General features: G+C 66.8%; 19 protein-coding genes and 1 pseudogene. 5 read left to right on the top strand and 15 right to left on the bottom strand.

Going from position 1 to position 19,777, the window contains the following annotated elements:
- The 3 genes from K9B35_RS08055 to K9B35_RS08045 are packed head-to-tail and all read left to right on the top strand — an operon-like array spanning nt 1 to nt 5,440.
- Nucleotides 1-3,225: an efflux RND transporter permease subunit gene (locus K9B35_RS08055; protein ID WP_224921313.1), complete on the top strand. Its 3,225-nt coding sequence runs from the start codon at nt 1-3 to the stop codon at nt 3,223-3,225.
- Nucleotides 3,222-5,204 (top strand): heavy metal translocating P-type ATPase, encoded by a 1,983-nt coding sequence (locus tag K9B35_RS08050; RefSeq protein ID WP_224921312.1) that lies wholly within the window; start codon nt 3,222-3,224, stop codon nt 5,202-5,204. Before K9B35_RS08055 ends, K9B35_RS08050 begins: the two co-directional genes overlap by 4 nt.
- A complete protein-coding gene (locus K9B35_RS08045) occupies nt 5,201-5,440 on the top strand; it encodes a hypothetical protein (RefSeq protein WP_224921311.1) in 240 nt (79 codons plus the stop codon). Before K9B35_RS08050 ends, K9B35_RS08045 begins: the two co-directional genes overlap by 4 nt.
- A 631-nt stretch (nt 5,441-6,071) precedes the next feature.
- Here K9B35_RS08045 and rlxS read toward each other — a convergent pair.
- The 6 genes from rlxS to K9B35_RS08015 form a co-directional block, all read right to left on the bottom strand.
- The gene (gene rlxS, locus K9B35_RS08040; protein ID WP_224921310.1) at nt 6,072-8,084 is read right to left on the bottom strand and encodes a relaxase/mobilization nuclease RlxS; all 2,013 of its coding nucleotides are present in this window, start codon (nt 8,082-8,084) and stop codon (nt 6,072-6,074) included.
- A gap of 343 nt (nt 8,085-8,427) precedes the next feature.
- Nucleotides 8,428-8,787 carry a hypothetical protein gene (locus K9B35_RS08035; RefSeq protein WP_224921309.1) on the bottom strand — a complete coding sequence of 120 codons (360 nt, stop codon included), beginning with the start codon at nt 8,785-8,787 and terminating at the stop codon, nt 8,428-8,430.
- A gap of 320 nt (nt 8,788-9,107) precedes the next feature.
- The gene (locus K9B35_RS08030) at nt 9,108-9,740 is read right to left on the bottom strand and encodes a lytic transglycosylase domain-containing protein (protein ID WP_224921308.1); all 633 of its coding nucleotides are present in this window, start codon (nt 9,738-9,740) and stop codon (nt 9,108-9,110) included.
- Nucleotides 9,728-10,324 carry a S26 family signal peptidase gene (locus tag K9B35_RS08025; protein ID WP_224921307.1) on the bottom strand — a complete coding sequence of 199 codons (597 nt, stop codon included), beginning with the start codon at nt 10,322-10,324 and terminating at the stop codon, nt 9,728-9,730. The genes K9B35_RS08030 and K9B35_RS08025 overlap by 13 nt, the downstream gene beginning before the upstream one ends.
- Complete coding sequence (locus K9B35_RS08020) at nt 10,317-10,538, bottom strand: helix-turn-helix transcriptional regulator (RefSeq protein ID WP_224921306.1); 222 nt, start codon at nt 10,536-10,538, stop codon at nt 10,317-10,319. The genes K9B35_RS08025 and K9B35_RS08020 overlap by 8 nt, the downstream gene beginning before the upstream one ends.
- A 179-nt stretch (nt 10,539-10,717) precedes the next feature.
- The gene (locus tag K9B35_RS08015; protein WP_179510978.1) at nt 10,718-11,038 is read right to left on the bottom strand and encodes a DUF736 domain-containing protein; all 321 of its coding nucleotides are present in this window, start codon (nt 11,036-11,038) and stop codon (nt 10,718-10,720) included.
- 483 nt (nt 11,039-11,521) lie between these two features.
- On the opposite strand from K9B35_RS08015, the gene K9B35_RS08010 reads away from it, so the two are divergent.
- Nucleotides 11,522-11,932 (top strand): thermonuclease family protein, encoded by a 411-nt coding sequence (locus tag K9B35_RS08010; protein ID WP_224921305.1) that lies wholly within the window; start codon nt 11,522-11,524, stop codon nt 11,930-11,932.
- Nucleotides 11,933-11,989: 57 nt separating this feature from the next.
- Here the strand turns inward: K9B35_RS08010 and K9B35_RS08005 are convergent, their stop codons facing one another.
- The 8 genes and pseudogenes from K9B35_RS08005 to K9B35_RS07970 form a co-directional block, all read right to left on the bottom strand.
- On the bottom strand, nt 11,990-12,433 hold the full coding sequence (locus tag K9B35_RS08005; protein ID WP_224921304.1) for a hypothetical protein: 444 nt from the start codon (nt 12,431-12,433) through the stop codon (nt 11,990-11,992).
- A 170-nt stretch (nt 12,434-12,603) separates the two neighbouring features.
- Nucleotides 12,604-14,457, bottom strand: coding sequence for a ParB/RepB/Spo0J family partition protein (locus K9B35_RS08000; RefSeq protein ID WP_224921303.1), 1,854 nt, complete (start codon nt 14,455-14,457; stop codon nt 12,604-12,606).
- Nucleotides 14,458-14,541: 84 nt separating this feature from the next.
- Nucleotides 14,542-14,958, bottom strand: coding sequence for a DUF2958 domain-containing protein (locus K9B35_RS07995; RefSeq protein WP_224921302.1), 417 nt, complete (start codon nt 14,956-14,958; stop codon nt 14,542-14,544).
- 161 nt (nt 14,959-15,119) lie between these two features.
- Nucleotides 15,120-15,305, bottom strand: a pseudogene (locus K9B35_RS07990) (zincin-like metallopeptidase domain-containing protein); the annotation flags it as partial.
- Between the two features lie 378 nt (nt 15,306-15,683).
- Nucleotides 15,684-17,033: a dihydrolipoyl dehydrogenase family protein gene (locus K9B35_RS07985; protein ID WP_016744716.1), complete on the bottom strand. Its 1,350-nt coding sequence runs from the start codon at nt 17,031-17,033 to the stop codon at nt 15,684-15,686.
- Nucleotides 17,015-17,794 (bottom strand): alkylmercury lyase family protein, encoded by a 780-nt coding sequence (gene merB / locus K9B35_RS07980; RefSeq protein ID WP_224921301.1) that lies wholly within the window; start codon nt 17,792-17,794, stop codon nt 17,015-17,017. The genes K9B35_RS07985 and merB overlap by 19 nt, the downstream gene beginning before the upstream one ends.
- Before the next feature lie 12 nt (nt 17,795-17,806).
- The gene (locus K9B35_RS07975; protein ID WP_021224337.1) at nt 17,807-18,031 is read right to left on the bottom strand and encodes a GDCCVxC domain-containing (seleno)protein; all 225 of its coding nucleotides are present in this window, start codon (nt 18,029-18,031) and stop codon (nt 17,807-17,809) included.
- Nucleotides 18,024-18,383, bottom strand: a complete 360-nt coding sequence (locus K9B35_RS07970) for a mercuric reductase (RefSeq protein ID WP_224921300.1) — start codon at nt 18,381-18,383, stop codon at nt 18,024-18,026. Before K9B35_RS07970 ends, K9B35_RS07975 begins: the two co-directional genes overlap by 8 nt.
- Nucleotides 18,384-18,457: 74 nt before the next feature.
- Here K9B35_RS07970 and K9B35_RS07965 point away from each other — a divergent pair, with 74 nt between their 5' ends.
- The gene (locus K9B35_RS07965; protein ID WP_224921299.1) at nt 18,458-18,874 is read left to right on the top strand and encodes a MerR family transcriptional regulator; all 417 of its coding nucleotides are present in this window, start codon (nt 18,458-18,460) and stop codon (nt 18,872-18,874) included.
- Between the two features lie 3 nt (nt 18,875-18,877).
- Here K9B35_RS07965 and K9B35_RS07960 read toward each other — a convergent pair whose 3' ends face one another.
- Nucleotides 18,878-19,741 carry an ArdC family protein gene (locus K9B35_RS07960; protein ID WP_016744721.1) on the bottom strand — a complete coding sequence of 288 codons (864 nt, stop codon included), beginning with the start codon at nt 19,739-19,741 and terminating at the stop codon, nt 18,878-18,880.
- Between the last annotated feature and the right edge of the window lie 36 nt (nt 19,742-19,777).

Raw genomic sequence — 19,777 nt, 5'->3', positions numbered from 1 at the left:
GTGATCGAACGCATTGTCAATTTCGCGGTCGAGCGGCGCTGGTTCGTGCTGCTCTTGACCCTCATCGCCGCGGTTATCGGCGCGGTCTCCTTGTCGAGGCTGCCGATCGATGCCGTTCCCGACATCACCAACAACCAGGTGCAGATTAACGTCCGCGCCTCGGCGCTTTCGCCCGAACTGGTCGAGAAGCAAGTCGCATTCCCGATCGAGACCGCGCTCGCGGGCATTCCCGGTCTAGAATACACCCGATCGCTAAGCCGCAACGGCTTTGCGCAGGTGACTGCGGTGTTCACCGACGCCACTGATATCTATTTCGCGCGCCAGCAAGTTGCTGAACGGCTGCGCTCCGCCGAGGAAAACCTGCCGGAGGGCGTCGCACCGGAAATGGGGCCGATCGCGACCGGCCTTGGCGAAGTCTATATGTGGACCGTCCACATGGCTCATCGGCCCGAGGACAAGCACAAGGCCGGCGAGCCGGGCATCCAGCCGGACGGCAGCTACATCACGCCGGAAGGTGACCGGCTGGTCAGCGACGCTGACAAGGCGACCTATCTGCGCACTGCGCAGGACTGGATCGTCGCGCCGTTGCTCAAGTCGGTCCCCGGCCTGGCGGGCGTGGACTCGATCGGCGGCTATGTGAAGCAGTATCAGGTCGTGCCGGACGTACAGCGGCTGACCGCGCTCAAACTCAGCCTTAGCGACCTTGCCGAAGCGCTTGAGGCGAACAACAGCGCGGTCGGCGCAGGTGTCGTCGATCGCAACGGTGAAGGTCTCGCGGTTCGTTCCGACGCGCGCATCGCCAATGCCGACCAGCTTGCCCGCACCGTGATCGCGACGCGCGAAGGCGTGCCGATCCTGCTCAATCAGGTCGCGACGGTAAAGCTCGGTCAGGCAACGCGGATGGGATCGGCGTCCGAAAACGGTCGGGAAGTCGTCGTCGGCACAGCCGTCATGCGCATCGGCGAGAACAGCCGCAATGTCGCCTCGGCGGTCGCCGACCGGCTCGACGAGGTCAACGCTTCGCTGCCGACCGATATCATCATCCAGCCGGTGCTCGACCGCACGGGGCTGGTCAATTCGACGATCAAGACCGTCGCCAAGAATCTGTCGGAAGGCGCACTGCTCGTCGTGGTCGTGCTGTTTCTGCTGCTCGGCAATTTCCGGGCCGCGCTCATCGCGGCGCTGGTCATACCGATCACCATGTTGATGACCAGCTTTGGCATGCTGCGCGGCGGTGTATCGGCAAATTTGATGAGTCTCGGCGCACTCGACTTTGGCCTGATCGTCGATGGTGCCGTCATCATCGTCGAGAATGCGCTGCGACGGATCGCCGAACGCCAGCATCACCTTGGCCGCACCCTCGACAAGGGCGAACGACTGCACGCGGTGGCGAGCGCCACGCGCGAAATGATCCGCCCCTCGGTCTATGGCCAGGCGATCATCATCCTCGTCTATGTTCCGCTGCTCACGCTCACCGGGGTCGAGGGCAAGACGTTCACGCCGATGGCGCTGACCGTAATCCTGGCGCTGGCCTGCGCGTTCATCCTCTCGCTTACCTTCGTGCCAGCGATGCTGGCGATCTGGCTGTCAAAGCCGGTCGAGGAGAAGGAGGGCCGGATCATGACCTGGCTCAAACGGCGCTACGAGCCGGGCCTTGGCAAGGCAATGAAACGGCCACGCACGACGATTGCCGCCGCCGTCGGTGCTTTCGTGCTGGCGATCGGTGCGTTCATGACGCTGGGCCAGGAGTTTCTGCCGCAGCTGGACGAAGGGGATGCGACCGCGCAGATGCTCCGCGTGCCGGGCACGTCGGTCGAGCAGAGCCAGACGATGCAGTTCCGCGTTGAAAAGGCCATCTCGGCGATTCCCGAGGTCAAGTTCGTCTTTTCCAAGACAGGCACCGCCGAACTCGCGTCGGATCCGATGCCGCCGAACATCTCCGACACCTTCATCATCATGAAGGACCGCAACGAGTGGGCCGATCCGAAGCTGCCAAAGGCGGAACTGGTTGCGAAGATCGAGAAGGCACTGGAAAGCCTCCCGGGCAACGCATTCGAGATCAGCCAGCCGATCCAGATGCGCTTCAACGAGTTGATCGCGGGCGTGCGCGGCGACATCGCGGTCAAGGTGTTCGGCGACGACACCGACACGATGAACGCAACGGCCAACCAGATCGCGGGCATTTTGCGTAATGTTGAGGGCGCGACCGATGTGCGGGTCGAACAGACCGAAGGTCTGCCCATGCTCGACGTCCGGCCCAACCGCGATGCGATGGCGCGGCTGGGGATCACTGCGCAGGTCATGCAGGACACGCTTGCCGCCGCGATCGGCGGGCGCGACGCCGGGATGATCTTCGAGGGCGATCGGCGTTTCGCGGTGACGATCCGGCTGACCGACGCCGCGCGCGCCGATCTACAGACGCTGGGGCAGGTTCCCGTGCCCACGCCGGATGGCGCATTCGTCCCGCTCGAAAGCATCGCCGACATCGCGGTGACGGCCGGTCCCAATCAGATCAGCCGCGAAAATGGCAAGCGCCGTGTCGTCGTTCAGGCCAATGTCCGGGGCCGCGATGTCGCGGGCGTGGTCGAAGACGCCCGCGTGGCGATGGCCCGGGAGGTACGTCTGCCGGCCGGCGAGTATCTCGAATGGGGTGGCCAATTCGAGAATCTGCAATCGGCCAGCCAGCGGCTGATGCTGGTCGTGCCGGCCTGCTTCGCGCTGATCATCCTGCTGCTCTACGGGGCATTGGGCAGCGTGCGCGACGCAGCGATCGTCTTCACCGGCGTGCCGCTCGCGCTGGTCGGCGGGGTGCTCGCGCTGTTCCTGCGCGGGATGCCATTCTCGATCTCGGCAGCGGTCGGGTTCATCGCCTTGTCCGGCATCGCGGTGCTCAACGGCCTTGTCATGGTCAACTCGATTCAGGATCTGATGGCGCGCGGCGTCGCGAGGGCAGATGCGGCCTGGCAGGGCGCGCTCGCCCGGCTGCGGCCGGTGGTGATGACCGCACTGGTGGCCTCGCTCGGCTTCGTGCCGATGGCGATCGCGACCGGGTCGGGTGCCGAAGTGCAGAAGCCGCTCGCGACAGTCGTCATCGGCGGCCTGATCTCGGCGACGCTTCTGACCCTGTTCGTCCTGCCCACGCTCTACGCCCGTTACGGCCGGCGTGAGACCGACGTGGCCGAGGTCGAACGGGATGACGTCCGTCCAACGGAGGCCATCGCATGACCGATCAAGCCCCACCCGAGCCAAATGGCCGGCACGATCATGCGCACGGTAGGATTTTTGGCGCAAATACCGAACTGATCTGCGCGCTGCTGTGCGGCGCGCTGCTCGCGATCGGCTTTGCGCTCGAGAAGCTGACCAATCCGCCCGGCTGGATACCGCTAGCCTGCTACGTCGCCGCGTATCTGTTCGGTGGCTTCTTCACGTTGCGCGAAGCGATCGACAACCTGCGGCACAAGCGGTTCGAGATCGACACGCTGATGCTGGTCGCCGCAGTGGGTGCGGCGGCGCTTGGCGCGTGGGCCGAAGGCGCGCTGCTGCTGTTCCTGTTCAGCCTTGGGCATTCGCTCGAAAACTACGCCATGGGGCGCGCCAAACGGGCGATCGAGGCGTTGGCTGAGTTGGCGCCGCAGACAGCTTTGGTGCGCCGTGATGGCGAGCTGGTCGAGTTGCCGGTCGAGCAACTCGTGGTTGGCGACACGGTGGTTGTCAAACCCGACGAGCGGCTGCCAGCGGATGGTTTCATCGTCAAAGGGACGACCAGCATCGATCAGGCGCCGGTGACGGGTGAGAGCATGCCGGTCGACAAGCGGCCGGTGCCCGACGAAGCCGCGGCGCGCACCAGACCGGACACGATCGAAGCGCCCTATCGAGTGTTCGCCGGCACGATCAACGGCAGCGGTCTGATCGAGGTCGAGGTCACGCGCAAGTCGAGTGAGACGACGCTGGCGCGCGTCGTCGAACTGGTCAGCGAGGCCGAAACGCGCCAGTCGCCGACGCAGCGTTTCACCGATCGGTTCGAGCGCGTGTTCGTGCCGTCGGTGCTACTTCTCACGGTCGTGCTGCTGTTCGCCTGGGTCGTGATCGACGAGCCGTTCCGCGACAGCTTCTATCGCGCAATGGCAGTGCTGGTGGCGGCAAGCCCCTGCGCGCTGGCAATCGCCACGCCAAGCGCGGTGCTATCCGGTGTCGCTCGCGCTGCCCGAGGCGGCGTGCTGGTAAAGGGCGGTGGTCCGCTCGAGGATCTGGGATCGCTCAAGGCCATCGCCTTTGACAAGACCGGCACGCTGACCGAGGGGCGTCCGCGGATCACCGACATCATCCCGGCGGACGGTGTGGATGAGCGCGATCTGCTCGCGGTCGCGGTGGCGGTCGAGCGGCTCAGCGACCATCCGCTCGCGCGTGCGATCGCCAAGGACGGCGAGAAACGGCTCGGCGAGATCAAGCTTCCCGCCGCGACCGATCTCGCCAGCCTGACCGGACGCGGGATCACCGCGAAGATCGATGGCGAGCCGGTGCTGATCGGTAAGGCGGAGATGTTCGGCGCTGACGGCATTGCGCCGCTTTCGGATGCCATGCGCGATGCCATCGCCCGGCTGCGAGACGGCGGGCGAACGACGATGGTAGTGCGTCGCGGCGAACGCGATCTCGGCGCCATCGGGCTGATGGACACGCCGCGCGCGGCTGCGAAAGACACGATCGCGCGTCTTCATGCGCTCGGCATCACGCGGATGATCATGATCTCGGGCGACAACCAGAAGGTTGCCGAGGCAATTGCGCGCGACGTCGGCCTCGACGAGGCATGGGGCGATTTGCTGCCCGAAGACAAGGTCGAGGCGATCCGCAAGCTGCGTGGCGAAGCGAAGGTCGCGATGGTGGGCGATGGCGTAAACGACGCGCCGGCGATGGCCAATGCGACGGTCGGCATCGCGATGGGCGCCGCCGGTTCGGACGTGGCGCTGGAAACCGCCGATGTCGCGCTGATGGCGGATGACCTCGCCCATCTGCCCTTCGCGGTTGGTCTAAGCCGCAAAACGCGCGGCATCATCCGGCAGAATTTGGTGGTCAGCCTCGGCATCGTCGGGTTTCTCGTGCCCGCTACGATCCTGGGCCTGGGCATCGGACCGGCGGTGATGATCCACGAGGGATCGACACTGCTGGTCGTATTCAATGCCCTTCGTCTGTTGGCGTATCGCCAATGAGCAGCGATCCGACCGACACCTCCGCGCGCCGCAAGCCGCGCCCATGGACCGAGGCCGACGATGCCGCGCTAATACAGATGATCGAGGCGCGACACCCTCCGGGCGAGATCGCACGAAGGTTACACCGGACGGTTGATGCCATCCGCGGACGGGCGGCGCAGCTACGCCTTGTACTGCCCTCCCCGCTGCGCCCTTGGCGAATGGGCGTCCGCCGCAACAATAATCAGGAGAAGTAGGATGGGTGGTGGTCCGCGACCGCTTCTGTCGCTTGCAGCGCTGGCGATCTCAATTGTGCTTTCAGGGTGCGCCACCTTGCAGCCGATCCCGTTGCAGCCTTTGGCGGTCAACATGCCCGGCGACCCGATTAGGATTTACTGGCTACATGCCTATCAGGTCGGAAGCGGCATAAGGGTGGTCGGCACCGTTCGACCGAGCCGCGGAGTGTACAGGGCTGGCCGTGGCCATATCGACGTAACTGCCATGTTTTCCGATCGGCGCGACCCGCAGACGATTGCAACCCGGCCTGGACCATCTTCGCGCCGAGGCCGGGGTAGTCGATCATTCAGTGCCTACATGGCCGAGACCCACTATCAAGATGTGGAACGGATTTCGGTTAGATATCATGAGGACTGGCCGCACGTTCCGGACCGACCGTCGCGCTGACCGAAGGAGTGCTTTCGGAGGTCGCCGCAAGCTGTTTGAGCTACGACAAGGCGAGCGCGTTGCCGAATGTCTGTTTGGGTCGCCCTATCGGCCTGTTTCTCAAGGGCGGACGTCACCATGATCGCCGGGTACGGTTGATTTTGACCGACTGCGGTCGGTTGCAGACTTCGTCCGTCGAACTCGACGGTCACAAGAGCAGCCAGGTCATGAAATCCCCGGCCCACTTCGACTGCGCCCGATGGACCAGCTGATGCCGTCGCCGCGTATCAACCCTGAAACCGATTTGCCGACCTGCCGCTCCAGCACCGGGCGCCACGGCACCAACGTAAAATCCCGCGACCGTTCGATGAGCGCGAAGCGCCCGCTGACAAGGTCGACTGGGCGGCGATAACGGCCCTCGACACGGTCGCCTTCGGCAGCTTCGCGGAACGGCACCTTGAGTTCGTCGGAGAGCTGGCCCGCGATCCGCAGCAACTCGCGCCGCTGAAGCGTCGCAACGATGGTCCTCGGGAACGGCGTATCGCCGCCCGTTTCCTCCGCAAAACCCTGCGCAACCAGCCACTGCCGACGCCGCGTCTGAGCCTCGCGTACCTCACGTCCGAACCCGGCATCTCGAACCGCCTCGGGCGCTGCCGAGATCAGCTCGCGATCGATCCAGGTCGCGGCCTCGGCATCGACCAGCCGGTCAAGCGGCTGCGCCGACAGCAAGGTGATCGCGACCGGACGGTCCCGTAGCCTCGCCGTTTCATGGGCCGCGACACGCGCCAGATGGTCCGGCGCGATGATCCAGCGGCCCGACGGTTCGCGCTCGACGATGCCCGACGTCCGTCGCATCGCCTCCAGACGCCGGACATGGGTTTCGGCAAAGGCCTGGGTCGCGGCCGGATCGTAGCGAAGATGGGCATCCACATCATAGCGTCCGCCATTCGCTGCGGCGACCGCAGCGACGGTCCGGTCCACCTCGCGGACGATCGGGCTAACCGGATCGACCCGCACGATCGCACCGCACGGCAAGCTGGCATCGGTTTCTGTACCACTATCGACGAAGCTCAGGGCGGGCTTGCCGATCGCTACATAGTGGCTGCGCCCATCGACCCCATCGACGATCAGATAATGGCGATCGGCATGTTCGTCGGCGAGTCCGCGTGCCAGCACGCGGCCGACCAGCGGGCGGGCACCGGACGCGGCGGGATCGTAGATCGCCTGATCTGCCGACGCCCGCACGGTTGCGGCACGGGAAAAGTCGCGCTGCATCGTGCGGATGATGTCGCCGCGCTCACCCAACGCCCACAGCGTATCGGCAAGGTCGTGCACAAGCCGGAAGCGTCCCGCGCCGAGCGGCTCGGCCAGGCCCAGGCGCGACAGTTTTGCAAGTCGGGCGGCGCGCAGCGTCTGGTCGGCGGCATCGCGACCGTTGGTCGCTACTATCCGCGCGGCGTCCATCCCCTTGAGCAAGGCCCGGTCGATCGAGGTCAGGCGCTCCTGCTCGACTTCTACGCGCAGCGTCTGCGCGATTTCGCGGTAGGTGCGCGGGCCAAGGTCGAGGTCGACCAGCTCGGCGGCACGCTCGCGGATGCCGGTCGTCATGTAGTCGCGGGCGATGACGAGGTCGGCACCACGATCGTCCTTCCCACGCACGACGATATGGGTGTGCGGGTGACCGGTGTTGAAATGGTCCACCGCGACCCAGTCGAGCTTCGTTCCAAGATCCTCTTCCATGCGCGCCATCAGCCGCCGGGTGAGCGGTTTCAGATCGTCATATTGATCGCCGTCCTCAGGTGAGACGATGAAGCGGAACTGGTGGCGATCGCTAGCCCCCCGTCCGCCGAACGCCTTGCCGTCGACAGCGCCGGCATCGCGCCCGTAAAGCGCGCCCCGTTCGCCCTCGCGCGTTGTGCCGTCGCGCTGGAGGTAACGCAGATGCGCGGCAGCGGTCGATGCGCCCTTGCCGGCGAGCTTGACGATGCTTGCCTTGACGATCACCCGGCGGCCGTTCGCGGCGGCATGATTGCCGCGGCTGGCGAGCAGGCGTCCGACACCCGCACCGCGTCCGATCCGGACGCCTGAGAACGCCCCACGCGCGAGACCGGAAGCCACCGCGCCGCCGCGCGCAAGGTTGGCGGCGGCAAGGACGCGGCCGAGATAGCGTCGGGCGCGTTTGGCACCCTGCTGACGCTGGCGCCCGAGGCGCGGTTCAAAGCTGTCGTCGTCGGCCATTGTGATGATTCCAAGGGGTGCGGAGCGGCAAGCATGACCCCGTGCGGTTCCCCTGAAAACCGGTGCCGCCGAATGTGGCGCAATACCGCCATGTCCGGGCCGAACGGCACTGGTGCCGAGAGGGCAGTGCCGGTGGCGGCTCCAAAAAACGCTGTGCAGACAAAGGCTTATGGAACACCAGTGCCATAGCTTTATCTTGCCTTACGCCACCCTCCCATCGGAACCGCTCCTGTCGCCAATTTCCGCTGACCTGCTGCCTGCCCATCTGGCCTGAGCCGAGGCAAAAAAAGAGCCGGGACACGATGCCTGTCGGCACTGTGTCCCGGCGTTTCCGATGCTGCGATCAATGCGTCGCTGCGAACGCTTCGCGTGCCTGGCGTTCGCTCCTGAAATCGCGGCGACCCATCAATCCTTGCGCGCTCCCATCGCCATCGACGATGCTCACCGCGACGAACCAGCGGCCATCCAACCGTCCCGTGATCGCCACCCGATCGAGCTCGAAATTCTCGTCGTCGATGTTCTCATACGCACCGAGCCACCGCTCCGACATGCGCGCATCCCACAGGAAATCGCTCTCCTCAGCCTCTAGAAACCGTGTCGCAAGCGCCTCGCCTGCGCCCCGCCCAAACTCGATTTCGAGCCCTGCCACCAGCGTCGCCACTACGCGGTCCGACGCCGCACCAATCGGTTGAAACATGGTCATGATCGCCTCCTTCGCTTGAAGTCCCCATCATCGAGGACAGACATCCGAAGACGGGTGGCGAGGCGGCTGTCAGGGCCGCTGGAGGCGAAGCCGGAAGCGCCGCGCAGCGGCGGCGGAGGAACCGATTTTGTTGCGCTGAAAACAAACAACGCGGCTGCGCAGCAGCCTCTGGTTCGCGGCAAAATTGGAGGGGCCGCCGGCCTTGCACAGCCGCTTCGCCGCCCGTCATGCTGGGCCTTGCCGAGACGAGCCCCTCCAACATCCAAGGTCGCGCGATGCCCTTACAGTCGGCACCCTTCGACGCAGCAACACATGCAGACTCAACGGGGTGCGCGGATCGCAAACAGCGTATCTGGCGGCGCGTCCGGCGTGCGCGATCGCGATGGATCAGCCGACTGATTGCTGGGCCGAAGCACGACAAACAAGGTCGATGGCGGCTGCGGCGCGGGCGATGGGGATGGCACCAAAGGCCCGCCCGACACCTGTTTAAGATAGGCGCGCGTCTCGGTCGGCAGCGCACGGCCCGTGGCGAGATGGACGGCGTAGCGACCGGGACCGGCGTTATAGGCACCGAACAACCCGGGATAGCCGAACCGGTCATACATCGCGCGCAGATAAGCCGTCCCTGCGAGAATATTGTCGCGTGGATCATGGGGATCGCGCCCCAGGCCGTGCGCGGCTCGCATCGCCAGCCATGTCCTCGGCATCAACTGCATGAGCCCCATCGCGCCAGCGTGGGAGGTGATCGGTCGCCCGCCAAGCATGGTCCGGCCCCCGCTTTCGGCGCGCATCACCCGCTCGATCCAGGCGACCGGCACACCGAACCGGGCGGACGCCTCGGCGATCTCGGCGTGCCAGCGGGATACCGGATCGGTCCCCGACGGATTTGCGGCGGCGGCGGGGGGCGCGGCGAGCAACGCAAGGCCGAGCGCGAACGTCCTCAGCGCAGCCACAACGGGGTCGCCTTGCCAATGACATCCTGCGTCAGCGTCGGTCCGAAATAGCGCCCGTCGAACGAGTCCGGGGTCTCGGTCAGGAGCAGGAAGTGCGTGCCAGGTCCAAGCCGGATGCACCCCCGCCACGCAGGTAGCTGACGGCCCGCTGCATCGGCGGCACGGCGCTGCGCAACCGGCCTGCCATTCACCGTCACGACGCTATCCACCGCGCAGATTGTGTCTCCGGCAATGCCGGAAACGCGCTTCACCAGTGGTACATTGCTCGGCAGATAGTGGCGGCGCGCTGCGAGTTGCCGTGCTTGGATTGGCGGCCAGGCAATCGCCATGTCGCCGCGTTCGAGCGATGCACCGGGCGACACGGCATAGAGGCCGATAGGTGCGCTCGCGCTCGCGTTCCACACCAGCCGGGGCAGCGGCGGGACGGCGATCGTGACGCCGAGGCAGGCGATACCGATACCGAGCAGCGCCGCGTGCCGCCCAAGCCGCAGGCGGCGCGCGCGGATGCGCTGACGTTCCGCGCGGCGGACCTCAAGCCAGGCGAGAAGCGGGAGCGGGCGGTCGCGAATCCGGCGCTCAACCACGGTCGCCCCCGCGCGCGCGGGCTGCCGACCAGGTCTCGATATCGTCGATGTGATAGCGCCAGGTTCGGCCATGCAGGCGGCATTTCGGCCCTTTGCCGGTCTGGCGCAGGCGCTTGAGCGTCGAGTATGCGAGGCCGAGATGAAAAGCCGCCTGCTTGGCGGTGAGGAAGGGACAGGTTTCGCGCGCGGCCTGCGCCCGTTCGGCGGTATCCATGATGAAGCTCCATCTGCGCCCACGCACCCGGCGTCGGCTGATGAGCGCGGATTGGATCGATCCGGTCGTCTTCGGCAGGGTCGCAAATCGACCTCTGCGATTCCGACCCCCCAAATTGGCACCGGCGTTTAGAGCCGGTGGCGATGCCCCGCGTCCTTTCGGGACGCGGGGCGGTTCGCTCAGTCGGCGGGATTCCAGATGATTGCGAAAGCGTCATCGTCGTCCTGGCCGGCGGCGCGGCCGAGATTGGCGTAGAGCCGGCGCGGACCGAATTCGGGGGCGGCGAGCGACAGCGACACATAGTCCTTGCCGCTCATCTCGCCGCGCCGGACCCACCCGGCCCCGACCTCGACGCCGGCTGCCGACACCCGGTAGTCGGGCTGGGTGTCGCCGGACTTGCGGGTGTTGGGAATGATCTCGATATCGGTGCGGATCGAGAGCGTCTTGAGCTGGCCCTTGAAGCCGTTTCCGTCGCGGGTGACATAACCGATGGCTGGCATTGCTCGTCTCCTTAGAAAGTCGCCCCGAACCGTTTCCGGGCGATGGGCGGACCGAAGGGACGGTCAAAGCAGGTCCGCGAACCGGCAGGCCGGAGCGAAGCGGAGGACCGGAGCCGAAGGCTTATTTGAAGCGCAGCGAGCGCGAGGAGCCCGCAAGCTCGGGGCCCCCACGCGGCGTGCCGCGTGGGGTGGGCGCGGGCGGGGAAATAAGCCGCACGGCGATGGTTTCGCGGGACTGCGGCCGTACCAGGTCATGCGCCCGAGGAGCCGAAAACGGTGCGGGAGATGGCGGTGGCGACGACGATAATGCCGCCGGTTCACCTACGCGATGGATCAGTCGAGGACAGCGCGGACGTACCGCCGCATCACCGGATCGACCGTCCGGGGCACGCACGGCGAGGCTGCCGGCATTGCCGTCGGCGTGGCCGATGTCGACAGGCCGGGGCTTCGTGTGCGGCGTCAAAGGCGATAAAGGCCAGCACCATGTCGATGATCGTCCTCCGCCCTCTGGCCGCCTGCGCGGCGTTGTTGCTGATCGCCGCCGCGCCGCCTGATCAGGGGCGTGTCGGCCTTGTGATCGACGGCGATACCTTCCGGCTGGAGAACGGCGAACGCATCCGCATTGCCGGAATCGACGCCCCGGAGACGCAAGCGGGACAGGCCAGATGTAGAGCGGAGATCGTACTTGGCCGGGCCGCGACCGCGCGTGTCCGAACGCTGCTCGATGGCCGGACTGTCACCGTCATGCGGGGCGGGCGCAGCTACAACCGCACGGTCGCCCAAGTGACGCTGGCCGGTCGCGATGTCGGGTCCGAACTGGTGGCGAGCGGCATCGCACGCTGGTGGCCGCGCTGGCAGCGGATGCCCGACTGGTGCGCGCGCGCGCGGCGATGAAAACAAGGAACCAGCCGCGCCCCGGCCCGCGCCAGCAGGCCGGGGCGCGGCCGATATTCACGGCATCAGCCGCAACGGCGGCACGGCGAAATCGCCCGCCGCGAAGTGGTCGAGGATCGCTGCGTAGCTGCCGAGCCGTTCGACGGTGCAGCGACCGATCAGGAGATAGTCGTCCTCGTCGGCGGCATAGCATTGCACCTCGCCCGTGCCGGTGAACACGGCGCGCTCGGCACCCCATTGGCCGCAATAGCCGCCCGACCAACGCGCGAAGGGCAGGCCATGTTCGACGCACCAGCTTTCGAGGCGCTCGAACCGGCCCCAGGGCACTTCATGCGCCATGAGTTCAAGGGACATGCCCTCGCGGAACATCGTGGGGGCGAAGGGTTCGCCGTCCCATTCGGTGGACAGTTCCTGCTCCCGAATGAGCGCGAGAAAATCGGGCAACAAGGATCGCGGCAAGGTGCCGCCGATGGTGATGCTCGCGGATACACGGTCGGCCATGATGATCTCCTTTGCCGCGCGCCCGCGCCCGAGCAACGGGTGAACAGCGCCCCGCGCTGTTCAGGTCATACCGGGGGTATGACCGACCCGATTGCTGGCGCGGGCGCGCGGCCGAATTTTTTCAGAAATGGAAGGATGCGGGCGGCGGGTTTGCCGCCGCCCGCGAGCAATCATGCGGCGAGGCGGTCGGCCTCGTCGTCGGAGTCCGGCACGGCCATCACCGCGCCCGGTGCGCCCGGATCAGGCTCCTCGTCGCCCGGGCGGGGCCGCTCGACCGCGCGGGCGGCTTGCGCCTTGGCATGGGCCGCGACCGTGCCGACGCCGCCGCGCGCCGTATAGGCGGTGGGCGGGAACGCCATCCAGCGCGGCACCCAGTTTTCGCGCCGGTCGCGCCCATTGGTGCCGTCAAGATGGTCGCGCACAATCCGTTTCAGGGTCCTGGTCTTCTCCTGCCGGTTGGCGCTGGCGACGGTTTCGCCCGCCACCTCGGCGACGATCCGGGTGAGCACTTCCCGGTCGCGAACAACCGCGAAAAAGGCATCGTCGGGCTGCCAATAGCGGGCCATATCGACGCCGATCTCGATGCCCACCGCCTCGACAGCGGCGCTGCCCGCAGCCAGCGTTTCGCCGATGACGATGGCGAGCACCTCCATGACGACCGCATCGGGAAGGTCGAGCAGCCGGTGGAAGATGCCGACGACGCCATAGTCGTCGCCGTCCGCTTCGATGCTGCCCCCGGTCACGGTCGGTTCCTCGGGCGAGAAACCGAGAACCGCCAGTACTGCGCGGCGGCGTTCGTCGAAATCCGCCTCGGCCTTGCTGTTGTCGAGGCTGTCGCGCACCTCGTCGTTGCGGGTGGACTGCGGCTCGACCTTCACCGTCCAAAGGTGAGAGCCGCCGATGGCATGGGCGACCATCAAGCGCAGCGCGATTGCCGGTTGGCCGGTCAACGCAGCGCGGACGGCGGCGTGACGATGCAGGTCGATATAGGTCTGCATCGTCGATGTGACCTCGGGCCGCGCCGGTTTCTGACCGGTCCCGTTCTGCGATCCCTCGGCCTTGGCGATGCGGCGGGCTTCCTTGCCGGAGACATAGCCTTCGTGGACGATCACTTCGCCACTCGCGCGCACGTCGAAATAGACGCGCCCGCCCTTGCGCTTGCCCGCCTTCTCATATTCCCATGTCGAGAAATGATCGGACGGCGGGACGATGATCGCGTCGGCCCAGCCCGCCTCGATATAGGCGGCGCGGCGTGCCTCGATTGCGGCATTCTGCGCAGTCCAGAAAGCTTCCGGATCGGCGGCATAACGGTCCTCGCCGAACAGGTCGGCGATCGTTGCAAGGCCGCTCGCCTCGATGTCGAACAGCGCATGTTTGACCGGGATCGACTGCCCGCCGAACAGCCAAGCCTTTAACTGGTGGCCGGTCGGCAGATAGGCATTCTCATCGTCGGCAAGCGCCAGCCATGATTTTTGCTGGCTCTTGGACGCCATCGTCAGGTGGCGCACGGTCCCCGCGTCGATCCGTTGTTTGCGATAGAGATCGCGGATCGCCGGGAGCAGGTTGCCGAGCGCCAGCACGCGCTTGACGGTGAGGTCGGGCAATCCGAAGGTTGCGGCGATGTCCTCGACCGTGCGGCCCTCGCGGACGAGGCGGGTGAAATTCTCCCACTGCGTCACCTCATCGGGGTCGAGCCGCGCCATATTCTCGATCATCGACGCCTCGATGGCGGCGGCATCGTCGCCCTCGTCGAGGATCGCACAGGGAAGCAATGCCGCATCGGGATCGGCGTCGCCTGTCGCGCGCCGTTCCTCGGCGACGATCTTGGCGGCATGGAAGCGGCGGCTACCGGCGACGATTTCAAAGCCATCGGGCGCGCAGTTCGGGCGGACGATGACCGGCTGGATGACGCCACGGCTGCGCACGGTCGGCAAGATATCGGACACGTCCGGGGCCTTTTTGCCGTAGCGCATATTGGCCTTGCTCACGACCAGCTTGTCGAGCGGGATAAAATCGAGTTTCATTGTCGTCACTCCTTGTGAGTGCCGGTCCGTCGCTCTTTCCGGGGTTGGCGGATCGGCTTGCAAAGCGGCGTTACGCGCCGCGCGTCATCCACCTCTCCCGTGTTCGGGGTCGGTCGGAAGCTCGGGGACCGGCGCGGACTCGATGCGCCAGATGATGGATTGGGCTTGGCTGATCGAACCGGCTCGGCGCGCAACGTCGGCCCACACCGACAGGCTGACGGTGGTCGAAAAGTCGATATCGCGCTCGATGCCGAGGCCGAAGGGCAAACCAATGCCCGCCAGTTCGGACAGGCTGAAATGCCCGAGTTCGGGACAGCCGAACCCAAGGTCGGCCAGTCCGAACAGCGTGTCGCCATCGTCGTAAAGTTCGGTTGCCAGCCATGTCGCCGCACCGAGCGGATTGAAGAATTTGACGACCGGCGCGGGATCATGATCGCACGCGGCGGAGCGTTCGGCGTTCACGCGCAGCGTGGCGCGAAGTTCGGGGGTGAGCAGGATCATCCCTCCGCCCCCTGTCCCGCGACGCTTCGCGCCGCCGGAGCCTTGCGAGGCTTCGCCCCCTCCTCCGCCATTCCAACGATGCTGCGCATCGCCGGAACCTTGGGCCTCGTCGCCCTCCGTTCGCCAGAGTCATCATGGGAAGTGTCGCCTTGGACAGCCTCGGCCTGGGCGGCGGCGTGCCGTGCCAGCAGCCAGTCGGCAGCCTTGCTTGCGGCGCTGGCGGCGCGGAAGATCGCGCGGTTATCCTCGCGCAGCACCTCAAGCCACGATGCCAGATAGTCGGCGTGGCGGACGGTCGGCACGATGCCGAGCGCCGCGCAGAGGAAAGCCGAACCCATTTCCGCGACATATCCTGACAGTCCAGCCCAAAATGGCGGTTGGAAGGTGAAAACCATCGGTTGCCTCCAGCACTGCCCAAAAGCCCCATGGCCTCCCCCGAGGCGGGGGTGGGCGGCGAGAGCGACCGGAGAGGCCTGCTGAAGCGGCGGGCTGCACCCGCAGGGGCGAAATGAAATGGAGCAGCCCGGCGAAGCCGAGGCTTGCAGCGCGCCGCGGCGGGCCTAGCAGGGAGCGCCGACCACTCCCGCATCGAGGGAGAGGCCAAAAAATCGGAGCCGCCGCGCAAGCGGCGTCCGCTTAATGGCGGGCGACAGCCCGCATCGACATGCATCGCGAAGCGGCCGATCGCGCGAGGGATCGGCCGCCATGGCAGTGGCGCTCGTGCGTTAAGTCAGCATGTAGCCGACGTCGGAGGCGCCGGTCGGATAGGCGAACATGGTGGAGCGAAGATCGGCCGCGGTGAGGCCGTGGCGGATTGCCAGACCGAAAACGTTGATTACCTCGTCGGCGTTCGGCCCCACGAGATGCGCGCCGAGGATGAGGTCCGTGTCCTCGTCGATCAGCAGCTTATGGCCGTAGACCGGCTCGGCGAGGCGGCGGGCGGTGAACCAGTCTGGCGTCGAGGCTGCGTTGACCCGGAGCGCGACGCCGCCGCGGCGCGCCGCCTCCTCTGACAGTCCGACGGCGGCGATCGGCGGCAGAGTGAAGGCCACGCTCGGCACGCCGCGATAGTCCGGCTGGTGCGTCGGGCCATCCAGGAGGTTGGCGGCAACTACCTTGGCATCGTGGCTGGACACCGGCGTCAGCCGCGGCCCGACTCCGGCAGCGTCGCCGGCGGCATAGACCCGCGGGTTGGAAATGCTCCGCAGATGCGCGTCGAGCTGCAGGCGCCCGTCCTGCACGGCCACCTCGCCGGCGGACAGGTCGAGCGCCTTGAGGTCAGGACCGCGCCCGGCGGCATGAACGACGAGATCGGCGGCGACGCTGAGATCAGGCTCGCCCTGGCGCTCGGCGTGGACCAGCAGACCGCTCCCGCTGCGCTCGACCCGGGTAACGGTGGCACCGGTCTCGACGCGGATGCCGAGCGCCTCGAACCGGGGCGTCAGCCAGCCCACCAGGTCGGGATCGAAGTGCGGCAGGAGCCGCTCGGCCCGCTGTAGGATGGTGACCTCTGCGCCCGCTCGGGCCGCCAGATGCGAGAACTCCGCAGCGACATAGCCGCCGCCGATCAGCACGATCCGGCGCGGCAGGGCCTGAAGCTCCAGGAACGCATCGCTTGTGCTCACCAGATCTTCGCCCGGAATGCCGAGCGGGACTGGACGCGCGCCGCTGGCGATCAGGATATGGCGGGCCCGCAATGTCCGGCCTTCCACCACGATCGTGTCTGGGCCGGCAAAGCGAGCAACACCGTGTAATGCGTCGACACCGAGCTCGGCGTAGCGGTGCGCCTGCTTGGCGGGGATCGGATCGGTGAAGGTCCGCTTGAACGCCATCAGGTCGGGCCAGTCGATCGCCAGCGTGCCGTCGACGCCATGTCTGGCCATGCGCCTTGCCGCGTCGATCGCTTCCTCGCCGCTGACCAGCATCCTCTTGGGATCGCAGCCACGCAGCGCACAGGTGCCGCCGAACGGACGGTGATCGATGACGGCGACGGACCATCCAGCGGCACGGACCCGGCCGACCGCGACCTGCGCTGCCGTGCCACTGCCGATGACGATCAGGTCGTAGGAAGCCATGGTCGCATCTCCATCCGCATCGGCGCAAAAATCGCGCGCCCAACCTCGAGCGCTTCGGCCAGGCACAGACGAATGCCGTCATCGGCTCCGACCGGACCGCTCGCGCACCAGGCCGCCAGATGATCGTCATCGCAGAAGAAGGCCTGCAAGGTGCAGAGCGACGATGCCGCGCAGCCACTGGCATAGCGACGGCCGGACCAGACGACGATCGCGCCCGGCTCAACCTCTTCCAGCTCGCGGCCGCGGCTGGGGGTATGGATGGCGAGCGTGCGCCGGCACTGGCGGCAGGCCGAGCGGATCATGCAGTCCCGCTCCAGCATGGCGCCGATCCCCAACGCGTCGATGGCGCACATGGCGCTCATGGTCACTCCGCTGACTTCGACTTGATGTTCGCTGGGGCCGTCGGTGAACGGATAGGCGCCGGTCACCCGGCCCGCGCCGTCGAGGACCACGAGATCGCGCCCGGCGAGCCGCTGCAGGGCCGAGCCGACCTCGCCGGAGGGGAGTCCCGATGCGGCGGCGATCTGTGCCGGCACCGGCGAGCGACCATCGGCAGCATAGGCTTGAAGCACGGCGCGCCGGACCCGCTCCTCGACGCCGTCCATCCCGCGCCACTTCGAACCGATGAACGCCGCGAACAGTGCCGTCAGGGCTGCGCGGGCGCTGGGTGTTGTGACTGCGCTCCAGTCCGGGACAACGGCACCGCCGGGAAATGTAACCGTCGATCCAAAGGCGGCTTCAGCGGATGATACGCGCGCCATCGCCCGCCCTCCTCAGCCGCAGCACGCCTTGCCGCCGCTCTCCTGGATCGGCGGACAGGGCACGTCGCCGTAGGAGCAATAGACGCAGCAATCGCCCGGCTTGGGCTTGAGGACCGCGCCGCAACCCCGGCAGTCGTAGAAATACTGGCAGGCATTGGTCGGCATGGTCTCCGTCGCCCGATGACCGCAGTGGGGACAGGTCAGCGTCGAGCGCAGCTCGGGGGTGGCATCAGACATAGCGATAGCCTGCCCAGAGCAGGGCCGCACCGAACAGCAATCCGATGAGCGTGAGAACACGCATCCAGCGCGGCGTGCATATGCCGCCCGGCCCACAGCGCGCCGCCGTAACTTGCTGGCGCAACAGCAGCGCCGCGCCGGCAAGCAGGCACAATGCGCCAATGAGGAGAAGCGGCGTGCGATACGGCGCGGCGACAATGGCCACGCCGCCGAGCCAAGCTGCGCCGATCCCGGCGGATGCGAAGAGGATCGGCAGCGCACAGCAGGCGGCGACGCCGAACGCCGCAGCGATCCCCGCCAGCGTGAGCGTGGCGGTGCCGATCCCCTTAGGCGGGCTTGGCGTCTGGGTCACGGGCGACTCCTTGTGGCGGGCATTGAGCTGTCCTAACATCTGTAGCGACTACAGACTCAAGAGGTATTTTGGGGATGGCCGCAACGGGCGCGATCCAGATCGGCGAACTCTCACGCCGCACCGGATGCAACATCGAGACGATCCGCTATTACGAGCGGATCGGGCTGCTGCCCGCTCCGCCGCGGCGGGGCCGCTACCGCAGCTATGGCCGGGAGGACGTGGCTCGCCTGGGCTTCGTGCGCCGCGCGAGGGAGCTGGGCTTTACCCTGGACGAGGTACGCGCCTTGCTCGGACTCGCGGTTGGCGGTCAGGCCTCCTGCGCCGAGGTGCGCGAGCTCGCGGCGTCGCACCTGGCGGACGTACGCGCGCGGATCGCGGACCTCAAGCGGATGGAACGGGTTCTGGCCGACTCGGTGCGCGCCTGCGATGCCGGTCGGGATCCGGGCTGTCCGCTGCTCGACACACTTGGCGCCGAAGTGCGGGTCGCGTGAGCATTACGGCTGTCGGGCGTGCATCCAGTCGGCTGCCGCCTGCGCCTTGCTCGCCGCGGTGAAGATCGCCCGAGGCTCGTCCTTGAGCAGTTGCAGCCAGGAGGCGATGTAGGCCGCATGATCGGGTCGCGGTTCGTGCGCGATCCCGAGATCGGCAAGCAGGAACGATGCGGTCAGCTCGGCGGTTGCTTCCTCCATCGCGAGCGCGTGCCTGGTCCACTTGGCGCTGAAATCCCGGTCGAGCCGATGGACTGCGCCACTGGCATGAGCCGCTTCGTGAATGTGGGTGGCATAGAAGCCGTGGGCGTCGTGGAAGGCGCTGAAATCCGGCAAGTGGATGCGGTCTTCGGCGATGTGATAATAGGCACTGGCCGAGCCGTAGACGGTATCGATGCCGAGCGCGGCGATGAAGGCTTCGGCGGCGGCGAGGCGTTCGCTCTCGGGCAGGACCGGCCCCGGTTCGGGCGCATAGCCATCGACCTGATCGGCGTTGAACAGGCTGAATGCCTTGGCGAAAAGCCGTCGGTGGTCGTCATCGTCGCCGGCGTCATCGCCCTTCGCGCGAAACTCCTTCCAGAGGACGCCGAGGCTGGCGTGCTCGCCCTTGCGGACCTGCGCGCCGAGCGCCTGCCACTGGCGATAGGTGCCCCAGACCCCGCTCGCATAGCCGCTGCCATAGGCGGCCGCCCAGAGCGAGACCGTATTTATGCCGCGATAGGGCTTGCCGCTGGCGACGTTGGTCGGGCGGGTGACGTCGGCGCCAGAATGATGCCACGGCATGCGCCAGGTGCCGGTGCCGGCTTCGATCGCGGCGACGATCGCGTCGGTGACGCGCGCATAGACGTCTGAGCGTGGTGAGGCTGACATGATCTGTTCTCCGTTCTCGCGCCGGGGACCATCCCC

Source organism: Sphingomonas sp. R647, from assembly GCF_020177055.1.
GTDB lineage: Bacteria > Pseudomonadota > Alphaproteobacteria > Sphingomonadales > Sphingomonadaceae > Sphingomonas.
Note: the sequence above shows the minus strand (reverse complement) of the source record. Positions and strands in the feature narration are given on the sequence as shown.